This window comes from Arthrobacter sp. zg-Y1116 (assembly GCF_024385485.1).
GTDB lineage: Bacteria > Actinomycetota > Actinomycetes > Actinomycetales > Micrococcaceae > Arthrobacter_B.
This window is the reverse complement of sequence record NZ_JANFLR010000001.1, coordinates 104,684-124,483: the sequence shown is the minus strand read 5'-3', so window position 1 is coordinate 124,483 and position 19,800 is coordinate 104,684. Positions and strand designations below refer to the sequence as shown.

Here is a 19,800-nt window from a genome sequence, read left to right as displayed (position 1 = left end):
CACACCCGGTGCGCTGCCGCCACCGGCAGGAGAGACATGACTGAGGCACCAGCACAATTGGACCAGCGCACCGCCGTCGTCACCGGAGCAGGACGCGGGATCGGCGCAGCGGTTGCGATGCGGCTCGCAGCGGACGGGCACCGCGTCGCCGTCCTTGACCTGCGGGAGGAGGACACGGCCGCCACGGTGGAGGCCATCAACAACTCCGGCGGCAAAGCCGTGGGCGTAGGCGCCGACGTCGCCGATGCCGCCGCCGTCGGGCAGGCAGTGGGCCGCATCGCCGAGGAGCTGGGGGCGCCCACCATCCTGGTCAACAACGCGGGCATCCTCCGGGACAACCTGCTGTTCAAGATGACGGACACGGACTGGGATGCCGTCATGGGCGTGCACCTGCGCGGAGCGTTCCTCATGAGCCGTGCGGTGCAGGCGCACCAGGTGCAGCAGAAATGGGGGCGCATCATCAACCTCTCCAGCACCTCCGCGCTCGGCAACCGCGGCCAGGCGAACTACGCCGCCGCCAAGGCCGGCATCCAGGGCTTCACCAAGACACTGGCCATCGAACTGGGCCGCTACAACGTCACGGTCAACGCGATTGCCCCCGGCTTCATCCAGACGGACATGACACGGGCGACGGCGGAACGCGTGGGAGTGCCGTTCGAAGACTTCGTGGCGCATGCGGCGAAGGAGATTCCCGTGGGACGGGCCGGAAACCCGGCGGACATCGCTGCGGCGGCGTCCTTCTTTGCCCGCGAGGAGGCCTCGTTCGTTTCCGGACAGGTGCTCTACGTCGCCGGCGGACCGAAGGCCTAGCGGTGGCGCATTTCGGTTCCGTGCAGGAACTCCAGGAAGCAGTGGGGAGCCAGGAAACCAGCGAGTGGGTCCTCATTGACCAGGAACGCGTGAACCTGTTCGCCGAGGCCACTGATGACCACCAGTGGATCCATGTGGATCCCGAACGGGCCGCCAAGGGCCCCTTCGGCGGCACCATTGCGCACGGCTATCTGAGCCTGGCCCTGCTGCCGGCGCTCGCCTCCGGCCGGTTCCGGGTGGACGGCATGGTGATGGGGGTGAACTACGGCCTGGACCGGGTGCGTTTCCCGCACCCGGTGCCGGTGGGCAGCCGGGTGCGTGCCCGGTCGGAGATCGCCTCGGTGGAGACCGTGGCGCAGGGGGTGCGGGTCAAACTCCTGGTCACCATCGAGATCGAGGGTGGGCACAAGCCGGCCTGCGTCGCGGAGTCGATTTCGCTGTACGTGCTGGGGTAGCTGGCCCTGCACCGCTGCAACAAACACTGAGGGCCCGTCCAATCGGACGGGCCCTCAGTGTTTGTTGCAGCTGCTGGTTTGATGGGCTGCCTTGCGTGCCGGTTGGCCGGCGCTGCCCCTACTCGGGCAGGCCGTCTGCCGGCATGGCAGGCCGTTCTTCGGTGTACTCCTCCACCTCGTCACCTGTTACCACGAACGGGGTGCCGAAGTAGGACTGCACGCCGTTGTCCACCCGGGTCAGCATTGCTCCGGTGTATCCCTGGTGGCTGTCTTCGCCGAAGCCCAGCGGCGCGTGGCCGTTGCCGGTGACGTTGCCGGATTCGAGTGCTTCGAGCAGGGATTCCCGGGTCGGGTTCTCCCCGGCTTCCTTCAGCGCCTCAACGAAGAGGTAGCCGATGGACATTCCGAAGATGGTGTTGCCGTCAAACGGAGCCCCGGCGTTGTATTCCTCGTTGATCTCGGAGAATTTTGCCGTCCATTCGTCCTCGGTGTCCGAGTAGGAAGGAAGGTAGTTGGCACTGACGAAGCCCTGCAGCAGCTTGTTCGTGTTCTCGCCGAGGTATCCGGACAGGGTGTTCAGATCTCCGCCCGCCGAGGACGCCATCCACTGCGGGAAGTAGCCGAGTTTCGCGGCCGTCCCCACTGCCTGGGCGCTGAAGCCGTTGATGGTGGCCAGGAAGTTCACCTCGCACCCGGCTTCCTTCATCGCACTGATCTGCGCCGCGATATCGGTATTAGCCGTGGAATAGACCTGGGTGTCGGCCAGTCCGTCCTCTCCGAGCACCGCTTCAAGCCCTGCCTGGAATTCCTCGCCGAAGTCATCATCCTGGCCGAAGAAGCAGTAGGTCTTGTCCGGGAACTCCTCCTGCGCGTAAGTGGCCAGGATCCGTGATTCGGTGGGGTAGTCCACCATGAAGCCGTAGGTGTACGGGTAGTCGTCGGGCTGGTTCCAGGTGGGGCTGCCGGAAGCCACGAAGAGATCCGGCACTTCGTTATCGTTCACGAAGTCCAGGACGGCGCTGTGCGGCGGCGTGCCGAGACCGCCCACCAGGGCGAAGACCTCGTCCTGGAGCACCATCTCGCGTACCGCGGTCTGGGTGTTGGCCGGGTTGTAGCCGTCATCCTTCACGATGTACTCAATAGTGCGGCCGTTGACTCCGCCGTTGTCGTTCACGTAATCGAAGTACGCCTTCGTGGCCGGTGAAATCGTAGAGTAGCCGGCCGCTGCCGGTCCGGTGAGCGGCTGGTGCGTACCGACGGTGACGGTGGTGTCGGTGATTCCGGGAACGTCTTCGGCAGCCGGCTCGCCTCCCTCGTCCGGTGAAGCACATGAGGCCAGGCCGAGGGCAGCGGCTGCAAGGACGGCGGTACCCAGTCGGAGCTTGGAACGGATCATCATTGACCTTTCGGGGTTGCCGGTAGCTGCTCGGGCTCGTGCCGGGCGGATAACCGGGTTGGTGTACTGGATGCTGGTGATGGTGCGGTTTTGGGGGACTGCGGCGGAACGGAAGCGGAACGGGCCTGACCCAGCCGGCGGCCGGCCCGGACCAGCAGGCCCTGGATGCCCTGCGGGGCCAGCAGCACCACGAGGACCAGGACCAGTCCGAAGATGGCCACCGCAAGGTTGCCGTCCAGCCGCTGGGCCAGGTCCGTGGACAGTTCGAGCCGGGAAGTGGCCGTACTGATCAGATGCGGCAGGGCAACCAGGAGCGCGGCGCCCCAGACTGCTCCCGTCAGGGAACCGATGCCGCCGACCACGGCGGCCATGAGCAGGAAGAGGGAGAACACCAGTGAATAGGCGCCTGGACTGGCACTCTGCGTGGTGTACGCCAGCAGGCCGCCGCCCATGCCTGCCGCGGCCGAGCTGATGACGAAGGCGGTGACTTTGGTGCGGGCCGGGTTGATGCCGGCGAGCGCCGCCGCCACCGGGTTATCCCGTACCGCCCTCAGGTGCCGGCCGAAGCGTCCGTGCAGCAGGTTCGCCAGCAGGGTCAGGACCAGGACGGAACAGACGACGGCGAGCCACGCCTGCCACGCTTCATTGGACACCATGCCGCGCAGCGAGGACGGGCGTTTCTCCACGGAGATCCACAACCCCTGGTCGCCGCCGAGCACTGAGGAAAAGGTGCTGGTGACCGCGGGAAGGGCCACCACCAGCGCCATGGTGAAGCCGGCCAGATAGGGGCCGTGAAGCCGCCCGGCAGCGAGTCCGATCACCAGGCCGAGGACGGCTGCACCGATGACAGCTGCAACCAGCGGCACCAGGAGCAGCAGCGGGCCCTCCGTGCCGGCGTCGGCCATCGTGTTGGCGGTCAACGCGTAGCTGTACGCTCCGGCGGCCATGAGGGCCGCCTGCCCAAGGGACAGCTGGCCGCCGGCGCCCGTCAGCAGGGTGAGCCCGGCGATGCCGCACAGATAGGCGCAGGCAGTGGCGAGCTGATACGAGGAGAACGACGGAATGACGAACGTGAGGCCAATCAGCAGGACCATCGCTGCCCCGGCAAAGCCGTACCGCTTGCTGACGCTCATACCGTTCGCTCCTTGGTCATTGAGAAGATTCCGCCGGGGCGGACCAGCAGCACGGCCAGCAGCAGGACCAGGATGGCGATGGGAGCCAGGGTGGCGCCCCCGTAGCCGCTGACCCAGCTCAGCAGCACGCCCACGGCCAATCCGCCCAGGACGGCACCGGCGGGGGAATCCAGTCCGCCGATGACGGCAACGGTGAACGCATAGACGAAGACCGTGTCCGCGGCGTGCGGATTGAGCCCCAGTTCGGTGGGGATGACCAGCAGGGCGGCGAGTGCGCCCAGGGCGGAGGACATGGCCCAGCCAAGGGTGAGCATCCGTGAGGTCCGCACGCCGAGGAGCCTGGCCAGATCGGGGGCGAAGGCGGAGGCCCGCAGCCGCAGTCCCAGGGGCGTCTTCGTGAACAGCAGGACCAGGCCGCCGACCAAAAGGGCTATGCAGGCAAACACGAAGAGGTCATAGGAGGAGAAGACGGTGATGCCGAAGATCTCCACCGGGTTTGAGCTGAACGGCGTCACCATGGTCCGGTAGCTGTTTCCGAACACCATGCCCAGGATGGCTTGGATCAGCATCAGCAGGCCCAGCCCGGCAATGACCGGGTTCAAGGCGGAGCCGTTGCCCACGAAGCGCATGACGCCGCGTTCCACCAGGGCTCCGATCAGGAAACCCGCCAGGAGCGCTGCGGCGAGTCCCGCCCAGTAGCTCCCTGTGAGGGCGGTGACCGTGAAGGCGATGTAGGTTGCCGCCACCGCCATGGCGCCCTGCGCAAAGTTCACGATCCGCGCAGCACGCCAGATCAGCACCAGGGAGAGCGCGAAGGCAGCGAGTACTGCACCGCGGGCGAGGCCGTCAAAGGTGAGGAAGAGAAATCTGTCCATTAGAACCCCAGGTAGGTGTGGCGGAGGTCGGTGTCTTCGGCCAGCTCGGCCGCCGGCCGCGAGGCGACAATCCGGCCCAGGTTGAGTACGACGCCGTGGTCCGCGACCGCGAGCGCGCTCCGGACGTTCTGCTCGATCAGCAGTACGGTCAGGCCGGTGTCGTCGCGGAGGCGGCGCAGCATGCCCAGGATCTGTGCGGTCACCTTGGGGGCCAGCCCCAGGGACGGCTCGTCCAGCAGGAGGAGCGACGGTGCGGCCATCAGGGCCCGCCCCAGCGCAAGCATCTGGCGCTCGCCGCCGGAGAGCTGGTGTCCGGCAGCCTTCCGGCGCCGTGCAAGGGGCTCGAACAGTTCGTACATCGCGGTGAGCACCTCATCCGCTGCCTTACGGTCCTTCCGCCACAGCCCGCCCAGGCGCAGGTTTTCATCCACCGTCAGTTCGGTGATGACGCCGCGGCCTTCGGGAACCAGTGCGACGCCGTGGCGCACCATGTCCTCGACCGGCACCCGGGTCAGGTCCTTGCCGTCCTTGATGCGGATACTGCCGGCCGAAGGCCGCAGCTGGCCGGTGATGGTCCGCAGGAGGGTGGTCTTTCCGGCGCCGTTGGCTCCGACGACGGTGGTGATGGAGCCCTCCGGAACGGAAAGGTCGATCCCGTGCAGTACGCGGACGGCGCCGTAGCCTGCGCTGACGCCTTCCAATACCAGCGCGCCGGTCATGCCACCTCAACTCCCAGGTAGGCATCTGCGACGGCGGGATCGGCGCCGATTTCGGCCGGTGTGCCTTCGGCGATCAGACGGCCGAAATCCAGCACGGCGATGCGGTCGCAGACCTCCATGACCAGGTCCACGTGGTGTTCCACGAGAACCACCGAACACCCGTCGCCGGGCACGGTGCGGATGATGGAAGCCAGTTCCTCAATATCGTCATGGCTGAGTCCGCCGGCAGGTTCATCCAGCAGCAGCAACCTCGGTTCGCTGACCAGTGCCCGGGCCAGGGCCACCTTCTTGCGGATTCCGTAGGGGAGGGTGTCGGGCAGGGAAGCCGCGTACCCGGCGATGCCGAGGGCTTCCAGTGCTTGCATCGACCGCTCTGCGAGCCGGACTTCGCGCCGGACGGAGCCTGGCAGGGCCAGGAGGTCGAGTCCTCCGCGTGAGCCGGCTGCCAAGCCCGTCGTGACGTTCTGCAGCACGGTCAGCCCGGGGAACAGGCCGAGCCCCTGCAGGGTGCGTGCTACTCCGGAGCGGGTCAGGCGGTGCGGACGAGGGACAAACCCCTGTCCATCCAGCTCCAGGCTGCCTTCCGTGGGCGGGAACACCCCGCAGATCACGTTGAACAGGGTGGTCTTTCCGGCTCCGTTGGGGCCCATAACCCCCACGATCCTGCCGGCGGGGATGTCCAGGGACACCGAATCCAGCGCGGTGAGTCCGCCGAACCGGACGGTGATCCCGTCCAAGCGGAGACGCGGCGGTTCCGACCGGTCGGTATGTTGCTCCTGCATGAGTACTCCATCGTCTCTGCTCTTACCTTGCATGGTGCTGTCTCGAAGGTGGTGCGGGAGGTGCGGTGGTGCGGTATTGATGCGGTGCGATGGTGCGGTAAGCCGGTTACTTTGCCTGCAGTCCGGCCAGGTAAAGATCGGTCAGTTGCGCGGCTGCCTGCTCGCGGCTGATGGACCCGCCGGGGGAGTACCAGTACGAGAGGTAGTGCGGGTCGGAGAAGAAGTTGGCAGCCAGCACAGGTATCGGAATGTCGGTGCGGAAGACGCCGTCGGACTGGCCGCGGACCAGGATGGCGGTGAACGCCTCGTTGTATTCGCGTCGCCTCCGCTTCACTTCCTCCTGGCGGTCCTCGCTGAGCATGTGCTGGGAGCGGAAGAACACGGATCCTTCACGGATCCAGTCGATGGACGTCATGATCACGTCCTCGCAGACCAGTCTCATGGTTTCAGCCGCCGGCAGGCCCCGCCCGATGATCTCGGTCAGGTGCTCGCGCTGGAGCGTCAGGATGCGGTCGTAGATGTCAAAGAGCAGATCGTCCTTGGAGTTGAAGTAGTGATAGAGAGCGCCTTTCGTCACCCCGGCCGCGTCAACGATCTGCTGCACGCTCGTCTTTGCGTAGCCGTGCCGCGCGAAAAGCTCCACGGAGGTCCGTGCGAGCTCTTCCTTGATGTTCAGGGTTTTCATGCGGGGTGGTGTCCGGGTTTCTCGTGAAGCGGACCGGCGGTAGGAACCGACCGGTTGGTATGTGCGAACACCATAACCCCGAAGGGGGCGGGCTGCGCAAGGGTTTGGCCGAAAGAATTCCGGCGGGCGGTCCATGCCGCCTTGGCGATTCCCCTAAAGTCATGCGCATGACTCCTTCCACGCACCCGCCTATTCCGTTCGAGCCTGCTGCCCGGGACTTCCCCGGCTGGACCATGCCGCCGTCCGTGCCGGAGGGCATGCGGATGGAGTTGAGCCGGGCACGGCTACTGGATTCCCGCGAGTCTTCGTTCGATGACTGGATGACAATGCTCCACGAGCGCTACGACGAATGCCTGGCTACGCTGGGCCGGGAACTCATGGCACTGGAAGCCACGTTCCTGAACCAGGAAGCGGACGGGTCCTGGTGGATGTACCACTTCCAGCTGATGGGAAATGCCAGCCCCGGGTTAGTACCCGACAATCCCTTGGACCAGGCACACCTGGAGTACGGGAAAAAGACCAAGCATCCGGGGTGGGAAGAGCTCCAGCCGCGGTTCTTCCTTTGCCCGCCGGCGGTGCGTGCCGCCGTCGAGGGTGCCGGGGGTGCCGGGGGCTAGGCGCACGCTGGGACATCGCCGTAAAACAAGAAGAACCCCGCAGCCGGAGGCTGCGGGGTTCTTCTCTTATGTCTCAATGTGCCCTCGATAGGATTCGAACCTACGGCCTGTTGCTCCGGAGGCAACCGCTCTATCCCCTGAGCTACGAGGGCAAGGACTGCAGGTAAACCGGCAGGTCCTGTGGGACTCAAGAAGCTTAGCAGGTTTCAGGCGGGCGGGGAAAACCTGGCGCTACCGCGGATGGGCTGGGTGCCGGACTCGTTTCCTGTGCCGTTTCCGAGCGTTTTAACTGCGTCGCCTGAAACCGGTGGTTCAGGTTCGTTTGTGCGGGTAGGTAGTGGTTTCAAAAAGACGCGTATTTTCGGTTTCCGGGAGCCCCCTTTTGGGCCTGTTTTCGGCCTGGAAATGTCAGTGCCGGATGAAATCCTGAGGTATGGATCAGCTCGGGAATACAAAACCGACAACTGAAGAGCAGGGCGGTGAGAACCAGCAGGCGGCAGGGCAGGCCGGCGACACAGAGCCGCCCTGCTCTCCCGTCACCCTGGCGGTGTTTCGCGCGGCGCTGGCAGTGACTGTCGGTGACGGCGGGAAGCCCGACGCCGGCACGACCGGACCTGCCTCCACTTCCACGGCTACCCCTTCTGGTTTCCCCGCCGAAACCGACCCGGTGGAAACGGTTTTTCCGAATGGAGCCGCGGAAACCCGCGCCGCCGGGGACACTGCTGATGCTTACCCGGACGGTTTCACCGGGACCCTTGCGTTGCAGAACCTTGAAGCCTTCGACGAAGCCGCGGTTGGTGAGGCCTTGGTCCGGGTGGAGCATCTGATTTCCTGGGGGCAGGCGCAGCGGGCCCGCCTGTTGAACCGCATGGAGGAAATCTTCCGGGACAAGTTCTTCGACCCGTCGGAGCGGGATAAACCCGGGATCGCTTTCAGCCTCGCGGCTGCCGAATGTGCCGCCATCCTGAATGTTCCGCAGGTGACCGGTCAGCGGCTGCTGAGCGAGGCCGGGCAGCTGTGCGGCACCCATACGGCGACCCTGACCGGGCTGGAGGAGGGGCGGTTCTCGTACCAGCATGCCCAGGTGGTCCTGGAGCAGTGCCAGAACGTTCCTGCGGAGAAACTCCCCGGGTTCGAGGCCGACCTGCTGAAGGCTGCGGAGGGTCAGACGCGGGCGCAGTTCTCGGCCAAGGCCCGGCGGCTGCGCGAAAAGATGTTCCCGGAGACGGTCAGCAAAAGGCACCTGACCGCTTTCGAGCAGCGCAAGGTCACCCTGGACCGTGAAGAAGACGGCATGTCCTGTCTGTCGGCTCATCTGCGTGCGGCGGAAGCGCAGCAGATCTATACCGCTCTCAGTGCTGCGGCGCGGGGTGAGCAGGCGGGAGGGGATTCCCGGACCATGGACCAGCTGCGTGCCGATATTTTGGCGCAGCTGCTGATGGGCGGCACAGGTTCCACCGGTAATGGCGGGGTGGGCGGCGCAGTCGGTGAGAGCGGAACCGGCGGCGGCGCGACAACAGGTGCGCGCGGAACCGGTAATGATGGCGCCGGACCGGACGAGGCAATCATTCCGAGGGCGGAAATCATGGTCCTGATCAGCGCCGAAACCCTCTTCGGAGCCGACGAGCAGCCCGCCGAGCTGCATGGCTACGGCCCCATCAGCGCTGAAGAAGCCCGCCGACTGGCCCGCAACGCCGCAGGCTGGACCGGACTGGCCCAAAATCCGCACACCGGAGAGATCCTGGGCGTAGGAAGGCGCAGGAAAGTCCCGGCCGGGCTCCGACGCTGGCTCCGCGCAAGGGACGGAACCTGCAGGTTCCCCGGCTGTCGGGTCAGCACCGCAAACGCGGACATCGACCACACCATCGACTGGGCTCACGGCGGCCCCACAGACCACGGGAACCTGGAACACCTCTGCCGCCGGCACCACCGGTTCAAGACCTTGGGTTTCTGGAAGGCCTGCCAGCCAACACCCGGGGTGATCGAGTGGACCTCGCCGACCGGCCGGATTTATCGGACCGAGCCGTTTCTGGAACTCGGACCCCCGGACACGGCATCTTCGCGGAAAGACCCGCGACAGGAACATGGCCAGGCCGATCACAGGCAGACGGAGCATATGCAGAAGGATCACGCGCGAACGAACCCCGAGCAGAAGGAACCGGAACAGGCGCCTCCGTTCTGAGCGGCCCGCTCAGGAGAATCGCGGAACCCCGGGCAGCAGGGGTGCAAGCCCGGACTTGCGTCTGGAGGAGCCTGCTTCCAGCGGGCCTGCCGTCTTCCCGGGTCCGCTTTAGGGAGTCTCAGAGCTTTAGGGAGTCCCGGAACTGGAACGGATCCTTAGTAGCCGAGGAACGGGTCGGTATGGATCCGCCTGCCGCCGGCACCGCGGACGGCCTTGCGGGCAGCAGCCACCGCCTGCGGCGAACCCGAAACATAGATCATCCGAGCAGCCAGGTCGGGAACCTCCCCACGCAGGACCGCAGCATCGGGAAGCCTCGGACCCAACCAGGTCCAGCCCGGGATCGCCGGATCCGACGGCGTGCAGACCAGCACCCGAACCCCCAGTTCCTGCAGCTCCCCGGCATAGGCAAGCTCGTCAACAGAGGATGCCGCGTAGACCAGCACAATGTCCCGGTCCTCGCCGCGGACCTGCCGCAGCTGGCTGATGAAAGGAGTGATGCCGATACCCGAAGCGATCATCAGCACCGGTGTCCGTGCGTCCCGCGGCAAGAGGAAGTCACCGGCAACGGTTGTGGCGGTCAGCTCCGCTCCGGGGCGCATCTTCAACAGAGCGGTCTTAAAAGTGCTGCCCGGTTCGGCCACGCGCAGCCCCACCGCCACCGTGCCGGGTTCCGACGGGGCAGTAGTGATGCTGAAAATACGCCGTGACCCCCGCGAGTCCGGCTCAAAATGCGGCACGGCAAGCTCCACGTACTGGCCGGCACGGAAGCGGACAGGACGTGCCGGCTCGAACACCAGCTCACGGGACGTAGGGGTCAGCTCCCGGGTTTCACGCAGCCGCAGCCGGACAGCTCCGCGCTGGCCCATCACGAACGCAAGGACGTTCCCGACCAGGAGCGCCAGCTCCGGGGACATCATCACCGGACCAAAGGACAGCGGCACGGCGAAGAGAACCCCAACGACGACGGCCTCCGCCAGGCGCTGGGCGCGCAGCGGCGGCAGGGTCAGCGGTTCGGTGAGCATAAAGCCGGCCAGGAACACCAGCGGATAGCTTCCGACGATGGTGGCCAGGGCGTAGGGGACGGACTCACCGCCGGCGAGGAAGCGGGCCAGGACAACAACCCCGGCAGTAAGGGCGAAAACCCCGGCCATTGGCAGCAGACGGTTCCGGTACAGGACCAGGACGGCGGCCGGAAGGACAGCGATCAGCATGCCCGGAGTCGCCACCCACCAGACAGCACCGCCCAGCCCGGTCACCGCCACCGCAAACGCCCCCGCCGCAGCCGGGTTGAAGATGTGCCGCCGCCGGAACACCAGGAGATATTTGGAAGCCGTCGCCACTGCTCCGGCAAGGGCCACGCAACCCAGCTGCGCGCCGTCGGTGCTGGGCCAGAAGAGGAAAAACAGGAGCAGGCCGGTGATCAGCGAGGAGTCGGTCTGCGGACGGGTGCGAAGCAGCAGCCCGGCCACACGGCTGGTGACCAGGGTGGAGGCCACCGCCGTCACCGCCGTCGCCCCCAGCTCTGCCGGCGTGTAGAAAAGCACCCCGGCGAAGGAAAGGACAAAGGACCAGGCAGCAATTGCCAGCAGCACCCAGACGGTGAACCGGTACATGGTCCAGCGCCCGAGGAAGGTGTTCAGGGTGCGGGGAGCGGCGGGGGCGGAAACGCTCATGGGAATAGGACTCCAGCCATTGCAGGGGAATAGTCGGCCCGGCCGTCGGTGAACATCCGGACATAGTCAAAGGTGAACGCACCGGCCAGCTCCTGCGGCTCGGCGAAGAACAGGGCGGTGGCCAGGCCGTCCGCCGTCATGGCGTCCGCGGCCAGCACCCAGGTGGCCGCCACGGTATCCACCGGGAAACCGGTGCGGGCGTCGAGCACGTGGTGCAGACCGTCTCCCCACTGCCGGCGGTTGACGGCCGAGGCGCACAATGCACGGTCCGAGAGGGTCAGCACCCCGATGGCCCGCTTCGCGTCATACGGATGCTCCAACGCAATCCGCAGGGGAGCGGCGCCGGCATGGCGAAGGTCCGAACCGGCGTCCACCACGTATTCCCGGTGACCTGCGGTTTCCAGGACCCCGCTGACCAGGTCCACCAGCTGGCCCTTTCCGGCGGCACCGATATCGAAGGTCACCGGCACGGCAGTGGTCATCAGGGTTCCCCGGCCGTCGGTGGTCCAGGACACGGTCTCCGTCCAAGCCGCTGCGGGAGCGGGTGGTCCGGAAGGCAGGAAGCTGTATCCGGCGTCGTACCCCAACACCTCCAGCGAGCGCCCCACCAGCGGGTTAACCGCGCCACGGGTGATCTGCTGCAGCGAATCGAAGAGCCGCAGCAGCGGTGCGGCCGAAGCGGGCAGGGCAAAGCTGCCCGCAGCCTCGGCCATCCGCGCAACCGTGGAATCGGAGCGGAAGCGCGAATAGGTGCGGTCATAACGGTCGACCACGTCCGCGACAGCAGCCCGGGTGGCGGAATCCAAAGGCGCGGCAGTGGAGAGGGACCACTGCGTGCCGATCGCCTCGAACCCCAGGGTATGCACGGGTGCTGTCCTAGGAGGCAGCTTCGGACCGGATGGCGTCCAGGGCGCGGTTGAAGCCCTCGCTGGTCAGCGAGGATCCGGCCACCTTGTCCACGTCCAGCTCGTCGAGGTTCCTGCCGACTACCTGCTCCTTCACATTGGAAGTGAATTCACGCTGGTACTGCTTGGACGTCGGGTTCTTCTGCGAGGTCTCCACCTCCAGCTCCGTCACCACGCTGCCCTCGAGCCGCAGCGTCACGTCCACGTCCTCGGAAGTGCCCGACGGCGGGATGTAGCTTCCGGTGCCGGAGTACTCGCCGTCGGCGTAGCTGCCCGAACCGGCTGCAGCGTCGGGGGAGGATGCTGCGGAAGACTCGGGGGAGGAAGCAGGGGAGGAAGCAGGGGAAGATGCGGGGGACTTCGCCGGGGCCTCGCCGGCGTCGACGGTTTCCTCGCCCGCGGCACAGCCGGCGGCAGACAGCAGGGACAGGCCGGCGGCGGCACACAGCAGGGACTTGCTCGCTCGGTTCACGGTTCTCCTTGGAATGGGGCGCTTTGATCCCGGACGGCACACACGACAGGCACACGCGTGGAAACCGGCCCGGGGCTCAACGGTTCCCTTTCATTACATCGCATCATTGGTGCCGGTGCCGGATCCGCACAGCGTAAGGCCTGTCATACAAAACGGGACCCGTGCTGCACCCGGCTATGCTTAACCGGTGACTCCTGAAGAACTTTCCTCCGCCGTAACTGCCTGCCTCCAAGACGCCATCGATGCCGGTGACTTCAGCGTCGAGCTGCCGGGGGAGGTGCGCGTGGAGCGTCCGAAGAACCGGGACCACGGTGACTGGGCCACCAACATCGCCCTGCAGCTCTCCAAGCAGGCCGGTATGAACCCCCGCCAGTTCGCCGAGATCCTCAAGGGCCGGCTGGAAAAGATTGCCGGTGTTGCGAAGGTCGACATTGCCGGTCCAGGCTTCCTGAATATCACCCTCGACGCCGGTGCCGCCGGAGAACTCGTCAAGACAATCGTTGACGCCGGACCGGCCTACGGCACCTCGGAAATCCTCAAGGGCACCCGGATCAACCTGGAGTTCGTCTCCGCCAACCCCACCGGCCCCATCCACCTGGGCGGCACCCGCTGGGCCGCCGTCGGCGATGCCCTGGCCCGGGTCTTCCAGTCCCAGGGCGCGGAGGTCACCCGCGAGTACTACTTCAATGACCACGGCGCGCAGATTGACCGCTTCGCCCGCTCCCTGCTCGCCTCCGCCAAGGGCGAACCCGCGCCGGAGGACGGTTACGCCGGCGAATACATCGTGGACATTGCCAACCGCGTGCTGGCCGCAGAGCCGAACATCACCGAGCTGCCCGACGCCGAGGCGCAGGAACGTTTCCGCGCCGTGGGCGTGGACTTCATGTTCGGCGACATCAAGGAATCCCTGCACAACTTCGGCGTGGACTTCGATGTGTTCTTCCACGAGGATTCGCTGCACGAAAACGGCCAGGTTGCCAAGCTGCTGGAGCAGCTCAAGGGCTCCGAGAACCTGTACGAGAAGGACGGCGCCTGGTGGCTGAACTCCACCGCGTTCGGCGACGACAAGGACCGCGTGGTCATCAAGTCGGACGGCAACGCCGCCTACATTGCCGGTGACATTGCCTACATCCACAACAAGCGCGAGCGCGGCTTCGACCTGAACGTCTACATGCTGGGTGCGGACCACCACGGCTACGTAGCGCGACTGAAGGCTGCCGCAGCCGCCCTGGGCCACGACCCGGAGTGCGTCGAGGTACTCATCGGCCAGATGGTGAACCTCGTCAAGGACGGCAAGCCCGTGCGCATGTCCAAGCGCGCCGGCACCGTGGTCACCCTTGAGGACCTGGTCGACGCCGTAGGCGTGGATGCCGCCCGCTACACGCTGGCCCGCTTCTCCGCCGATTCCAACATCGACGTTGACCTGGACCTGCTGACCAAGCGCAGCAACGAGAACCCCGTGTTCTACGTCCAGTACGCCCACGCCCGCACCCATGCCCTGGCACGCAACGCCGAGGCTGCCGGCGTCGACGATTCCGCATTTGACGCGTCGCTGCTGACCCACCCCACCGAGAGCGCACTGCTGGCCGCGCTGGGGCAGTACCCCGGCGTCGTCGCGCAGGCCAGTGCCTTCCGCGAACCGCACCGCGTGGCCCGCCACCTCGAGGTCATTGCCGGCACCTACCACCGCTGGTACGACGCCTGCCGCATTGCACCGCAGGGCGACGAGGAAATCACCGACACCAACCGCACCCGCCTGTGGCTGAACCTTGCCGCACGCCAGGTCCTGGCCAACGGCCTGGGCCTGTTGGGAGTCTCCGCACCCGAACGGATGTAATTCATGACTGCTTCACCCCTGGCTCCCGCATGGCTGAGCCACCCGGAAGACAACAACGCCCTCCGCCCGCAGATGTGGGCGCAGGACGTGGTGCGCGGCGACAGCGGTGAGCTGGAGATCTCCGGCATCCCCGTCTCCCGGATCGCCGAGGAATTCGGCACCCCCGTGTTCGTGATGTCGGAAGCGGATTTCCGTGCCCGTGCCCGGGACTTCAAGGACTCCTTCGACGCTGCGTTCGCGGGGCTCTGCGGGGGAGTGGATGTCTACTACGCCGGCAAATCCTTCCTCTGCACCGAGGTGGCCCGCTGGGTCTCCTCCGAGGGGCTGCGCCTGGACACCTGCTCCGGCGGTGAGCTGGCCGTGGCCCGGCGTGCGGGGCTCCACGGCAGCCAGCTCGGACTGCACGGCAACAACAAGTCCCTGGCCGAGCTGACCCGTGCCCTGGACATGGAGCTGGGCCGGATTGTGGTGGACAGCCTGGGCGAGCTGGAAATGCTCGGGAACCTGGCCGCCTCCCGCGGTGAACGCGCCAACGTCATGCTGCGCCTGACCCCCGGCGTGCATGCCTCCACGCACGAGTTCATTGCCACCGCCCACGAGGACCAGAAGTTCGGCCTGTCCATGGTGGCGGACCCGGAGCTGGACGGGATGTCCCCGGCCATGGCCGGCGTGGAAACCGCGCTCAAGCACGACGGCGTGAACCTGGTGGGCGTGCACTGCCACATTGGTTCGCAGATCTTTGAATCCGCCGGGTTTGAACTCGCCGCCCGCCGGCTGCTCGGTTTCCTCGCCGAGGTGAAGCAGGGCTACGGCGTCGAACTGGCCGAACTGGATCTGGGCGGCGGCTACGGCATCGCCTACACGGAGGCAGACGCCCCGCGTCCGCCGGCCGAGATCGCCAACGCGATGGCCGCCGTCGTCGGCAGCACCTGCACCGAGCTGGGACTGGCGGTTCCCCGGATCTCCATCGAGCCCGGACGCGCCATCGTGGGCCCGACCACCTTCACGCTCTACCGGGCAGGCACCACCAAGACGGTCCGGGTGGACACGCCCGACGGCGGCACCTCGCCGCGGCGGTATGTTTCCGTGGACGGCGGGATGAGCGACAACGCCCGGCCCGTGCTCTACGGGGCGGACTACTCCGCCGTGCTGGCTTCGCGGACCTCCGAAGATGACGCGGTTATTTCGCGCGTGGTTGGCAAACACTGCGAAAGCGGCGACATAGTGGTGAGGGACGCCTACCTGCCCGGCGACGTCACAGCGTCGGACCTGCTTGCCGTTCCGGGCACCGGCGCCTACTGCTGGGTCCTGTCCAGCAACTACAACTACCTGACCCGGCCGCCCGTGGTGGCCGTGCGGGACGGCGCCGCGCGGCTGATAGTCCGCGGCGAAACCGAAGACGACCTGCTGGCCCGGGACGTTTCCTAATTCTTAGAGGAGTTGGCACAACATATGAAGACCCTGAAAGTAGCCCTGCTGGGGTGCGGAAACGTGGGTTCGCAGGTTGCCCGGATCCTCATTGACGACGCCGCGGACCTCACCTCACGCCTCGGCGCGCGGCTGGAGCTCTCCGGCATTGCAGTGCGCAACGTCGATGCTCCCCGCGACGTGGATCTGCCTGCGGAACTGTTCACCACTGATGCCGGGACCCTGGTCCGCGGCGCGGACATTGTCATTGAGCTGATGGGCGGCATCGAGCCGGCCCGCACCCTGATCCTGCAGGCGCTGGAGTCCGGCGCCGCCGTCGTGACCGGCAACAAGGCCCTGCTCGCCGCAGACGGCGCCGCCCTCTACGAGAAGGCCGACGCCGCCGGTGTCCAGCTCTCCTATGAGGCCGCCGTAGCCGGGGCCATCCCGATCCTCCGCCCCATCCGGGACAGCCTCTCCGGAGACCGGATCACCAAGGTCATGGGCATCGTCAACGGCACCACCAACTACATCCTCGATGCCATGGATTCCACCGGAGCCCAGTTCGCAGATGCCCTGGGCGAGGCCCAGCGGCTTGGCTACGCCGAGGCGGATCCCACCGCAGATGTGGAGGGGCACGACGCCGCCGCGAAGGGCGCCATCCTCGCCTCGCTGGCCTTCCACACCGGTTTCGACCTCTCCGCCGTTTCCTGCGAAGGCATCAGCTCGGTGACGGCTGAGGACATCAGCGCCGCCAAGGAAGCCGGGTTCGTCATCAAGCTGCTCGCCATCGCCGAGAAGTTTACGGACACGGACGGCACCGAAGGCGTCAGCGTACGCGTGCACCCCACCCTGCTGCCCCGCCTGCATCCGCTGGCCGCCGTGCACGGCGCGTTCAACGCCGTGTTCGTCGAAGCGGAAAACGCCGGTGAACTGATGTTCTACGGCCAGGGCGCCGGCGGTGCGCCCACCGCGTCCGCCGTGATGGGCGACGTCGTCACCGCCGCCCGCAGGCTCGTCCTGGGCGGTCCCGTTCCCGCCGGCCGTCCGAGCGGCTCGCTGCCGGCGCTGCCGCTGGCAAAGGTCACCACCAGCTACTCGATCGGCTTGGAAGTGGCCGATCAGCCCGGCGTCCTGGCCGCCGTCGCCCGGGTGTTCTCCGAGCACGGTGTCTCCATCGAAACCATGCGCCAGACCATCCACGGTGAAGGGGCCAGCGCCGAGCTGCGCTTCGTCACGCACCGTGCTTCCGAGGCCGCCCTCGCGGCCACCGTCGAGGCCATCAAGGGCCTGGACGTCATCAAGAACGTCAAATCCGTCCTGCGGGTAGAAGGAGTCTGAGCCGTGGCTCACCAATGGCGCGGCGTTATCCGCGAATACGCCGACCGTCTTCCGGTCACCGAGAGCACCGAGGTCATTACCCTCGGCGAGGGCGGTACGCCGCTGGTCCGCGCGAAGGCGCTGTCCGAACTGACCGGCTCGGAGGTGTACCTCAAGGTCGAAGGCATGAACCCCACCGGGTCCTTCAAGGACCGCGGAATGACCATGGCCATGACCGCAGCCGTGGAATCCGGCGCCAAGGCAGTGGTGTGCGCGTCGACCGGCAACACCAGCGCATCGGCCGCCGCCTATGCGACGCAGGCGGGCATTACCTGCGCCGTGCTGGTGCCGGACGGCAAGATCTCCATGGGCAAGCTCAGCCAGGCCATTGCGCACGGCGCCCAGCTGCTCCAGGTCCGCGGCAATTTCGACAACTGCCTGGAGGTGGCCCGCAAGCTTGCCGAGGCCTACCCGGTGTTCCTGGTGAACTCCGTGAATCCGGCGCGCATTGAGGGCCAGAAAACCGCGTCCTTCGAAGTGGTGGACTACCTCGGCGATGCCCCCGACTACCACCTGCTGCCCGTCGGCAATGCCGGAAACATCACCGCCTACTGGAAGGGCTACTCCGAATACGCGAAGCCCTGGACCAACGTGGCCGGCGAGGAACTGGCGCCGGTGGCCACCAAGACGCCGCACATGTGGGGCTTCCAGGCCGAAGGCGCCTCGCCCCTGGTGAAGGGACATCCGATCACCGATCCGGACACCATTGCCACCGCCATCCGGATCGGCAACCCGGCCTCCTGGGACCAGGCGATTGCCGCCCGCGACGAATCCGGCGGCCTGATCGAAGCCGTTACGGACACCGAAATCCTCGACGCGCACCGCTGGCTGTCTTCCCGCGAAGGCGTGTTCGTGGAACCGGCCTCCGCCGCCGGTGTGGCCGGGCTGCTCAAGAAGCATGCCGCAGGGGAAGTTCCCGCCGGCAAGACCATCGTCATTACGGTCACCGGACACGGCTTGAAGGACCCGCAGTGGGCACTGCGCACCGCCGACGGATCCGACGTCGAACCCACCAAGGTGGACTTCGACGTTGTGAGCGTGGCGGCAGCGCTGGGCCTGGAAGCGGCACAGCCCGCCGGATCCGGCAAGTAGGGCTGAAGCATGCAGGTGGATCTGCCCGGCGGGCCGCGCTCCGTTTCCCGCACCGGTTCCCGAACCCTGGCGCCGGGGCAGGACGTGACCGTGACCGTGCCCGCAACGAGCGCCAACCTGGGCCCGGGGTTCGACTCCCTGGGGCTGGCGCTCACGCTGTATGACACGGTGCGGGTGCGCACCTCCGCGGAGGAAGGCGTTTTCGTCGAGGTTGCGGGGGAGGGTGCCGGAAACGTTCCCCTGGACTCCTCCCACCTGGTGGTCCGCACCCTGCTGTCCACCCTGGCTGCCGCCGGATACAGCGCCCGGGGGCTTCATTTGAGCGCAGAGAACGCTATTCCGCACGGCCGCGGACTGGGCTCTTCGGCGTCGGCTATTGTGTCCGGCGTCCTGGCCGCGAATTCCCTGCTGCCGGCCGAATCCCGGCTCGATGCCGCAGGCCTGCTGCACAGTTGCTCGGCGCTGGAGGGCCACCCGGACAATGTTGCTCCCGCACTCGTCGGCGACCTCGCGATTTCCTGGGAGGACGACGGTGTTTTCCGCTCCGTTCGGGCCTCGGTCCATCCCGATGTGGTTCCCGTAGTCGCCGTACCGGCCGTGGAACTCTCCACCGAGAGTGCCCGCGGCCTGCTGCCGGCCACCGTGGCCCACCGGACCGCAGCGGCCAACGCGGGCCGTGCCGCGCTGTTGATCCACGCCCTGACCGTGGATCCGTCGCTGCTGCTCGAGGGAACGCAGGACGCGCTGCACCAGGAGTTCCGGGCTCCCGCGATGCTGCCCAGTGCCCGGCTGCTGCAGTCACTGCGCTCAGCGGGATTCGCCGCCGTGATTTCCGGTGCCGGTCCCACAGTGATGTGCCTTGCCGACGGCGAGGAGGCCGCCCTGGAAGCGGAGCAGGCAATGACCAAACATTTGCAGGCAGCGGAATACGGCGAAAATTGGCGTGTTCTGCGGCTTGGTGTCGAGCGAGATGGTGCTAGAGTGGAAGGGCACCAGCGGTAATTTTTCCGTCCTGTGCTCCCGCAGGTAGCCGTCCATTTCGGGCCGCCCCGGGCTTTAGTTGAAAACACTTTGCCGCCGTCAGGTGTGATTGCACCCGTCCTGCGGTGATTTCCGTTGATTCAAATGCCCACCCGCGGAGGCACAGTCTCCGGTGCAGCCTTCAAAGGAACCGCCAAGAAGCGGCGTGTCCCGCTTGAATGCCGCGTGTTCGGCAGCGAAGCTGACCAGACTCTGCGTGGATTCTTCTTTACAAAAGGCACCCAGCAGATTCGCCTTTCTCCGGCCATCGGGCCGGTAGTAGGCGAACCCTGACCCAATGTCTGATTTTGGGACCAGGGCCAATCACCGCGGCCGGCATTGCGCCGGACCGCCCGACGA

At 66.6% G+C, this 19,800-nt stretch carries 18 protein-coding genes and 1 tRNA gene; 9 read left to right on the top strand and 10 right to left on the bottom strand.

From position 1 onward, the window contains the following. Positions 1-36 precede the first annotated feature (36 nt). Both fabG and NNX34_RS00570 read left to right on the top strand, forming a co-directional pair. A complete protein-coding gene (fabG, locus tag NNX34_RS00575) occupies positions 37-810 on the top strand; it encodes a 3-oxoacyl-ACP reductase FabG (protein WP_255764659.1) in 774 nt (257 codons plus the stop codon). Positions 811-812: 2 nt separating this feature from the next. Continuing rightward, positions 813-1,265, top strand: coding sequence for a MaoC family dehydratase (locus NNX34_RS00570; RefSeq protein WP_255764658.1), 453 nt, complete (start codon positions 813-815; stop codon positions 1,263-1,265). Positions 1,266-1,383: 118 nt separating this feature from the next. Here NNX34_RS00570 and NNX34_RS00565 read toward each other — a convergent pair whose 3' ends face one another. The 6 genes from NNX34_RS00565 to NNX34_RS00540 form a co-directional block, all read right to left on the bottom strand. Beyond that, positions 1,384-2,661: an ABC transporter substrate-binding protein gene (locus NNX34_RS00565; protein WP_255764657.1), complete on the bottom strand. Its 1,278-nt coding sequence runs from the start codon at positions 2,659-2,661 to the stop codon at positions 1,384-1,386. Next, on the bottom strand, positions 2,661-3,794 hold the full coding sequence (locus NNX34_RS00560) for a branched-chain amino acid ABC transporter permease (protein ID WP_255764656.1): 1,134 nt from the start codon (positions 3,792-3,794) through the stop codon (positions 2,661-2,663). The genes NNX34_RS00565 and NNX34_RS00560 overlap by 1 nt, the downstream gene beginning before the upstream one ends. Then, on the bottom strand, positions 3,791-4,669 hold the full coding sequence (locus NNX34_RS00555; RefSeq protein ID WP_227918292.1) for a branched-chain amino acid ABC transporter permease: 879 nt from the start codon (positions 4,667-4,669) through the stop codon (positions 3,791-3,793). The genes NNX34_RS00560 and NNX34_RS00555 overlap by 4 nt, the downstream gene beginning before the upstream one ends. Next, positions 4,669-5,388: an ABC transporter ATP-binding protein gene (locus NNX34_RS00550; protein ID WP_255764655.1), complete on the bottom strand. Its 720-nt coding sequence runs from the start codon at positions 5,386-5,388 to the stop codon at positions 4,669-4,671. Before NNX34_RS00550 ends, NNX34_RS00555 begins: the two co-directional genes overlap by 1 nt. Continuing rightward, positions 5,385-6,170: an ABC transporter ATP-binding protein gene (locus NNX34_RS00545; RefSeq protein WP_255764654.1), complete on the bottom strand. Its 786-nt coding sequence runs from the start codon at positions 6,168-6,170 to the stop codon at positions 5,385-5,387. Before NNX34_RS00545 ends, NNX34_RS00550 begins: the two co-directional genes overlap by 4 nt. Positions 6,171-6,276: 106 nt before the next feature. Next, the gene (locus NNX34_RS00540) at positions 6,277-6,855 is read right to left on the bottom strand and encodes a TetR/AcrR family transcriptional regulator (RefSeq protein WP_255764653.1); all 579 of its coding nucleotides are present in this window, start codon (positions 6,853-6,855) and stop codon (positions 6,277-6,279) included. A gap of 167 nt (positions 6,856-7,022) precedes the next feature. Between NNX34_RS00540 and NNX34_RS00535 the strand changes: the two genes are divergently transcribed. After that, complete coding sequence (locus NNX34_RS00535; RefSeq protein ID WP_255764652.1) at positions 7,023-7,472, top strand: DUF6176 family protein; 450 nt, start codon at positions 7,023-7,025, stop codon at positions 7,470-7,472. Between the two features lie 79 nt (positions 7,473-7,551). Here NNX34_RS00535 and NNX34_RS00530 read toward each other — a convergent pair. Then, a tRNA-Arg gene (locus tag NNX34_RS00530) sits at positions 7,552-7,624 on the bottom strand. Between the two features lie 281 nt (positions 7,625-7,905). Between NNX34_RS00530 and NNX34_RS00525 the strand changes: the two genes are divergently transcribed. Beyond that, complete coding sequence (locus NNX34_RS00525) at positions 7,906-9,654, top strand: HNH endonuclease signature motif containing protein (RefSeq protein ID WP_255764651.1); 1,749 nt, start codon at positions 7,906-7,908, stop codon at positions 9,652-9,654. A 155-nt stretch (positions 9,655-9,809) separates the two neighbouring features. Here NNX34_RS00525 and NNX34_RS00520 read toward each other — a convergent pair whose 3' ends face one another. Genes NNX34_RS00520 through NNX34_RS00510 form a run of 3 tightly spaced genes read right to left on the bottom strand, consistent with a single transcriptional unit; the run spans position 9,810 to position 12,704 of the window. Beyond that, a complete protein-coding gene (locus NNX34_RS00520; RefSeq protein WP_255764650.1) occupies positions 9,810-11,327 on the bottom strand; it encodes an FAD-dependent oxidoreductase in 1,518 nt (505 codons plus the stop codon). Then, positions 11,324-12,193, bottom strand: a complete 870-nt coding sequence (locus NNX34_RS00515; RefSeq protein WP_255764649.1) for an FAD:protein FMN transferase — start codon at positions 12,191-12,193, stop codon at positions 11,324-11,326. The genes NNX34_RS00520 and NNX34_RS00515 overlap by 4 nt, the downstream gene beginning before the upstream one ends. Positions 12,194-12,203: 10 nt before the next feature. Next, positions 12,204-12,704 (bottom strand): hypothetical protein, encoded by a 501-nt coding sequence (locus NNX34_RS00510; RefSeq protein ID WP_255764648.1) that lies wholly within the window; start codon positions 12,702-12,704, stop codon positions 12,204-12,206. Between the two features lie 187 nt (positions 12,705-12,891). Between NNX34_RS00510 and argS the strand changes: the two genes are divergently transcribed. The 5 genes from argS to thrB are packed head-to-tail and all read left to right on the top strand — an operon-like array spanning position 12,892 to position 19,422. Continuing rightward, on the top strand, positions 12,892-14,541 hold the full coding sequence (argS, locus tag NNX34_RS00505) for an arginine--tRNA ligase (protein WP_255764647.1): 1,650 nt from the start codon (positions 12,892-12,894) through the stop codon (positions 14,539-14,541). A 3-nt stretch (positions 14,542-14,544) separates the two neighbouring features. Next, on the top strand, positions 14,545-15,969 hold the full coding sequence (gene lysA / locus NNX34_RS00500; RefSeq protein WP_255764646.1) for a diaminopimelate decarboxylase: 1,425 nt from the start codon (positions 14,545-14,547) through the stop codon (positions 15,967-15,969). Positions 15,970-15,993: 24 nt separating this feature from the next. After that, positions 15,994-17,289: a homoserine dehydrogenase gene (locus tag NNX34_RS00495; RefSeq protein WP_255764645.1), complete on the top strand. Its 1,296-nt coding sequence runs from the start codon at positions 15,994-15,996 to the stop codon at positions 17,287-17,289. Positions 17,290-17,292: 3 nt separating this feature from the next. Beyond that, the gene (gene thrC, locus NNX34_RS00490; RefSeq protein WP_255764644.1) at positions 17,293-18,420 is read left to right on the top strand and encodes a threonine synthase; all 1,128 of its coding nucleotides are present in this window, start codon (positions 17,293-17,295) and stop codon (positions 18,418-18,420) included. Between the two features lie 9 nt (positions 18,421-18,429). Continuing rightward, a complete protein-coding gene (gene thrB / locus NNX34_RS00485; protein WP_255764643.1) occupies positions 18,430-19,422 on the top strand; it encodes a homoserine kinase in 993 nt (330 codons plus the stop codon). Positions 19,423-19,800 lie beyond the last annotated feature (378 nt).

Bases quoted from the DNA above. Each gene is read 5' to 3' on its own strand.
- fabG (WP_255764659.1), top strand. From the start codon at position 37: ATGACTGAGGCACCAGCACAATTGGACCAGCGCACCGCCGTCGTCACC.
- NNX34_RS00565 (WP_255764657.1), bottom strand. From the start codon at position 2,661: ATGATCCGTTCCAAGCTCCGACTGGGTACCGCCGTCCTTGCAGCCGCT.
- NNX34_RS00560 (WP_255764656.1), bottom strand. From the start codon at position 3,794: ATGAGCGTCAGCAAGCGGTACGGCTTTGCCGGGGCAGCGATGGTCCTG.
- NNX34_RS00555 (WP_227918292.1), bottom strand. From the start codon at position 4,669: ATGGACAGATTTCTCTTCCTCACCTTTGACGGCCTCGCCCGCGGTGCA.
- NNX34_RS00550 (WP_255764655.1), bottom strand. From the start codon at position 5,388: ATGACCGGCGCGCTGGTATTGGAAGGCGTCAGCGCAGGCTACGGCGCC.
- NNX34_RS00545 (WP_255764654.1), bottom strand. From the start codon at position 6,170: ATGCAGGAGCAACATACCGACCGGTCGGAACCGCCGCGTCTCCGCTTG.
- NNX34_RS00540 (WP_255764653.1), bottom strand. From the start codon at position 6,855: ATGAAAACCCTGAACATCAAGGAAGAGCTCGCACGGACCTCCGTGGAG.
- NNX34_RS00535 (WP_255764652.1), top strand. From the start codon at position 7,023: ATGACTCCTTCCACGCACCCGCCTATTCCGTTCGAGCCTGCTGCCCGG.
- NNX34_RS00525 (WP_255764651.1), top strand. From the start codon at position 7,906: ATGGATCAGCTCGGGAATACAAAACCGACAACTGAAGAGCAGGGCGGT.
- NNX34_RS00520 (WP_255764650.1), bottom strand. From the start codon at position 11,327: ATGAGCGTTTCCGCCCCCGCCGCTCCCCGCACCCTGAACACCTTCCTC.
- lysA (WP_255764646.1), top strand. From the start codon at position 14,545: ATGACTGCTTCACCCCTGGCTCCCGCATGGCTGAGCCACCCGGAAGAC.
- NNX34_RS00495 (WP_255764645.1), top strand. From the start codon at position 15,994: ATGAAGACCCTGAAAGTAGCCCTGCTGGGGTGCGGAAACGTGGGTTCG.
- thrB (WP_255764643.1), top strand. From the start codon at position 18,430: ATGCAGGTGGATCTGCCCGGCGGGCCGCGCTCCGTTTCCCGCACCGGT.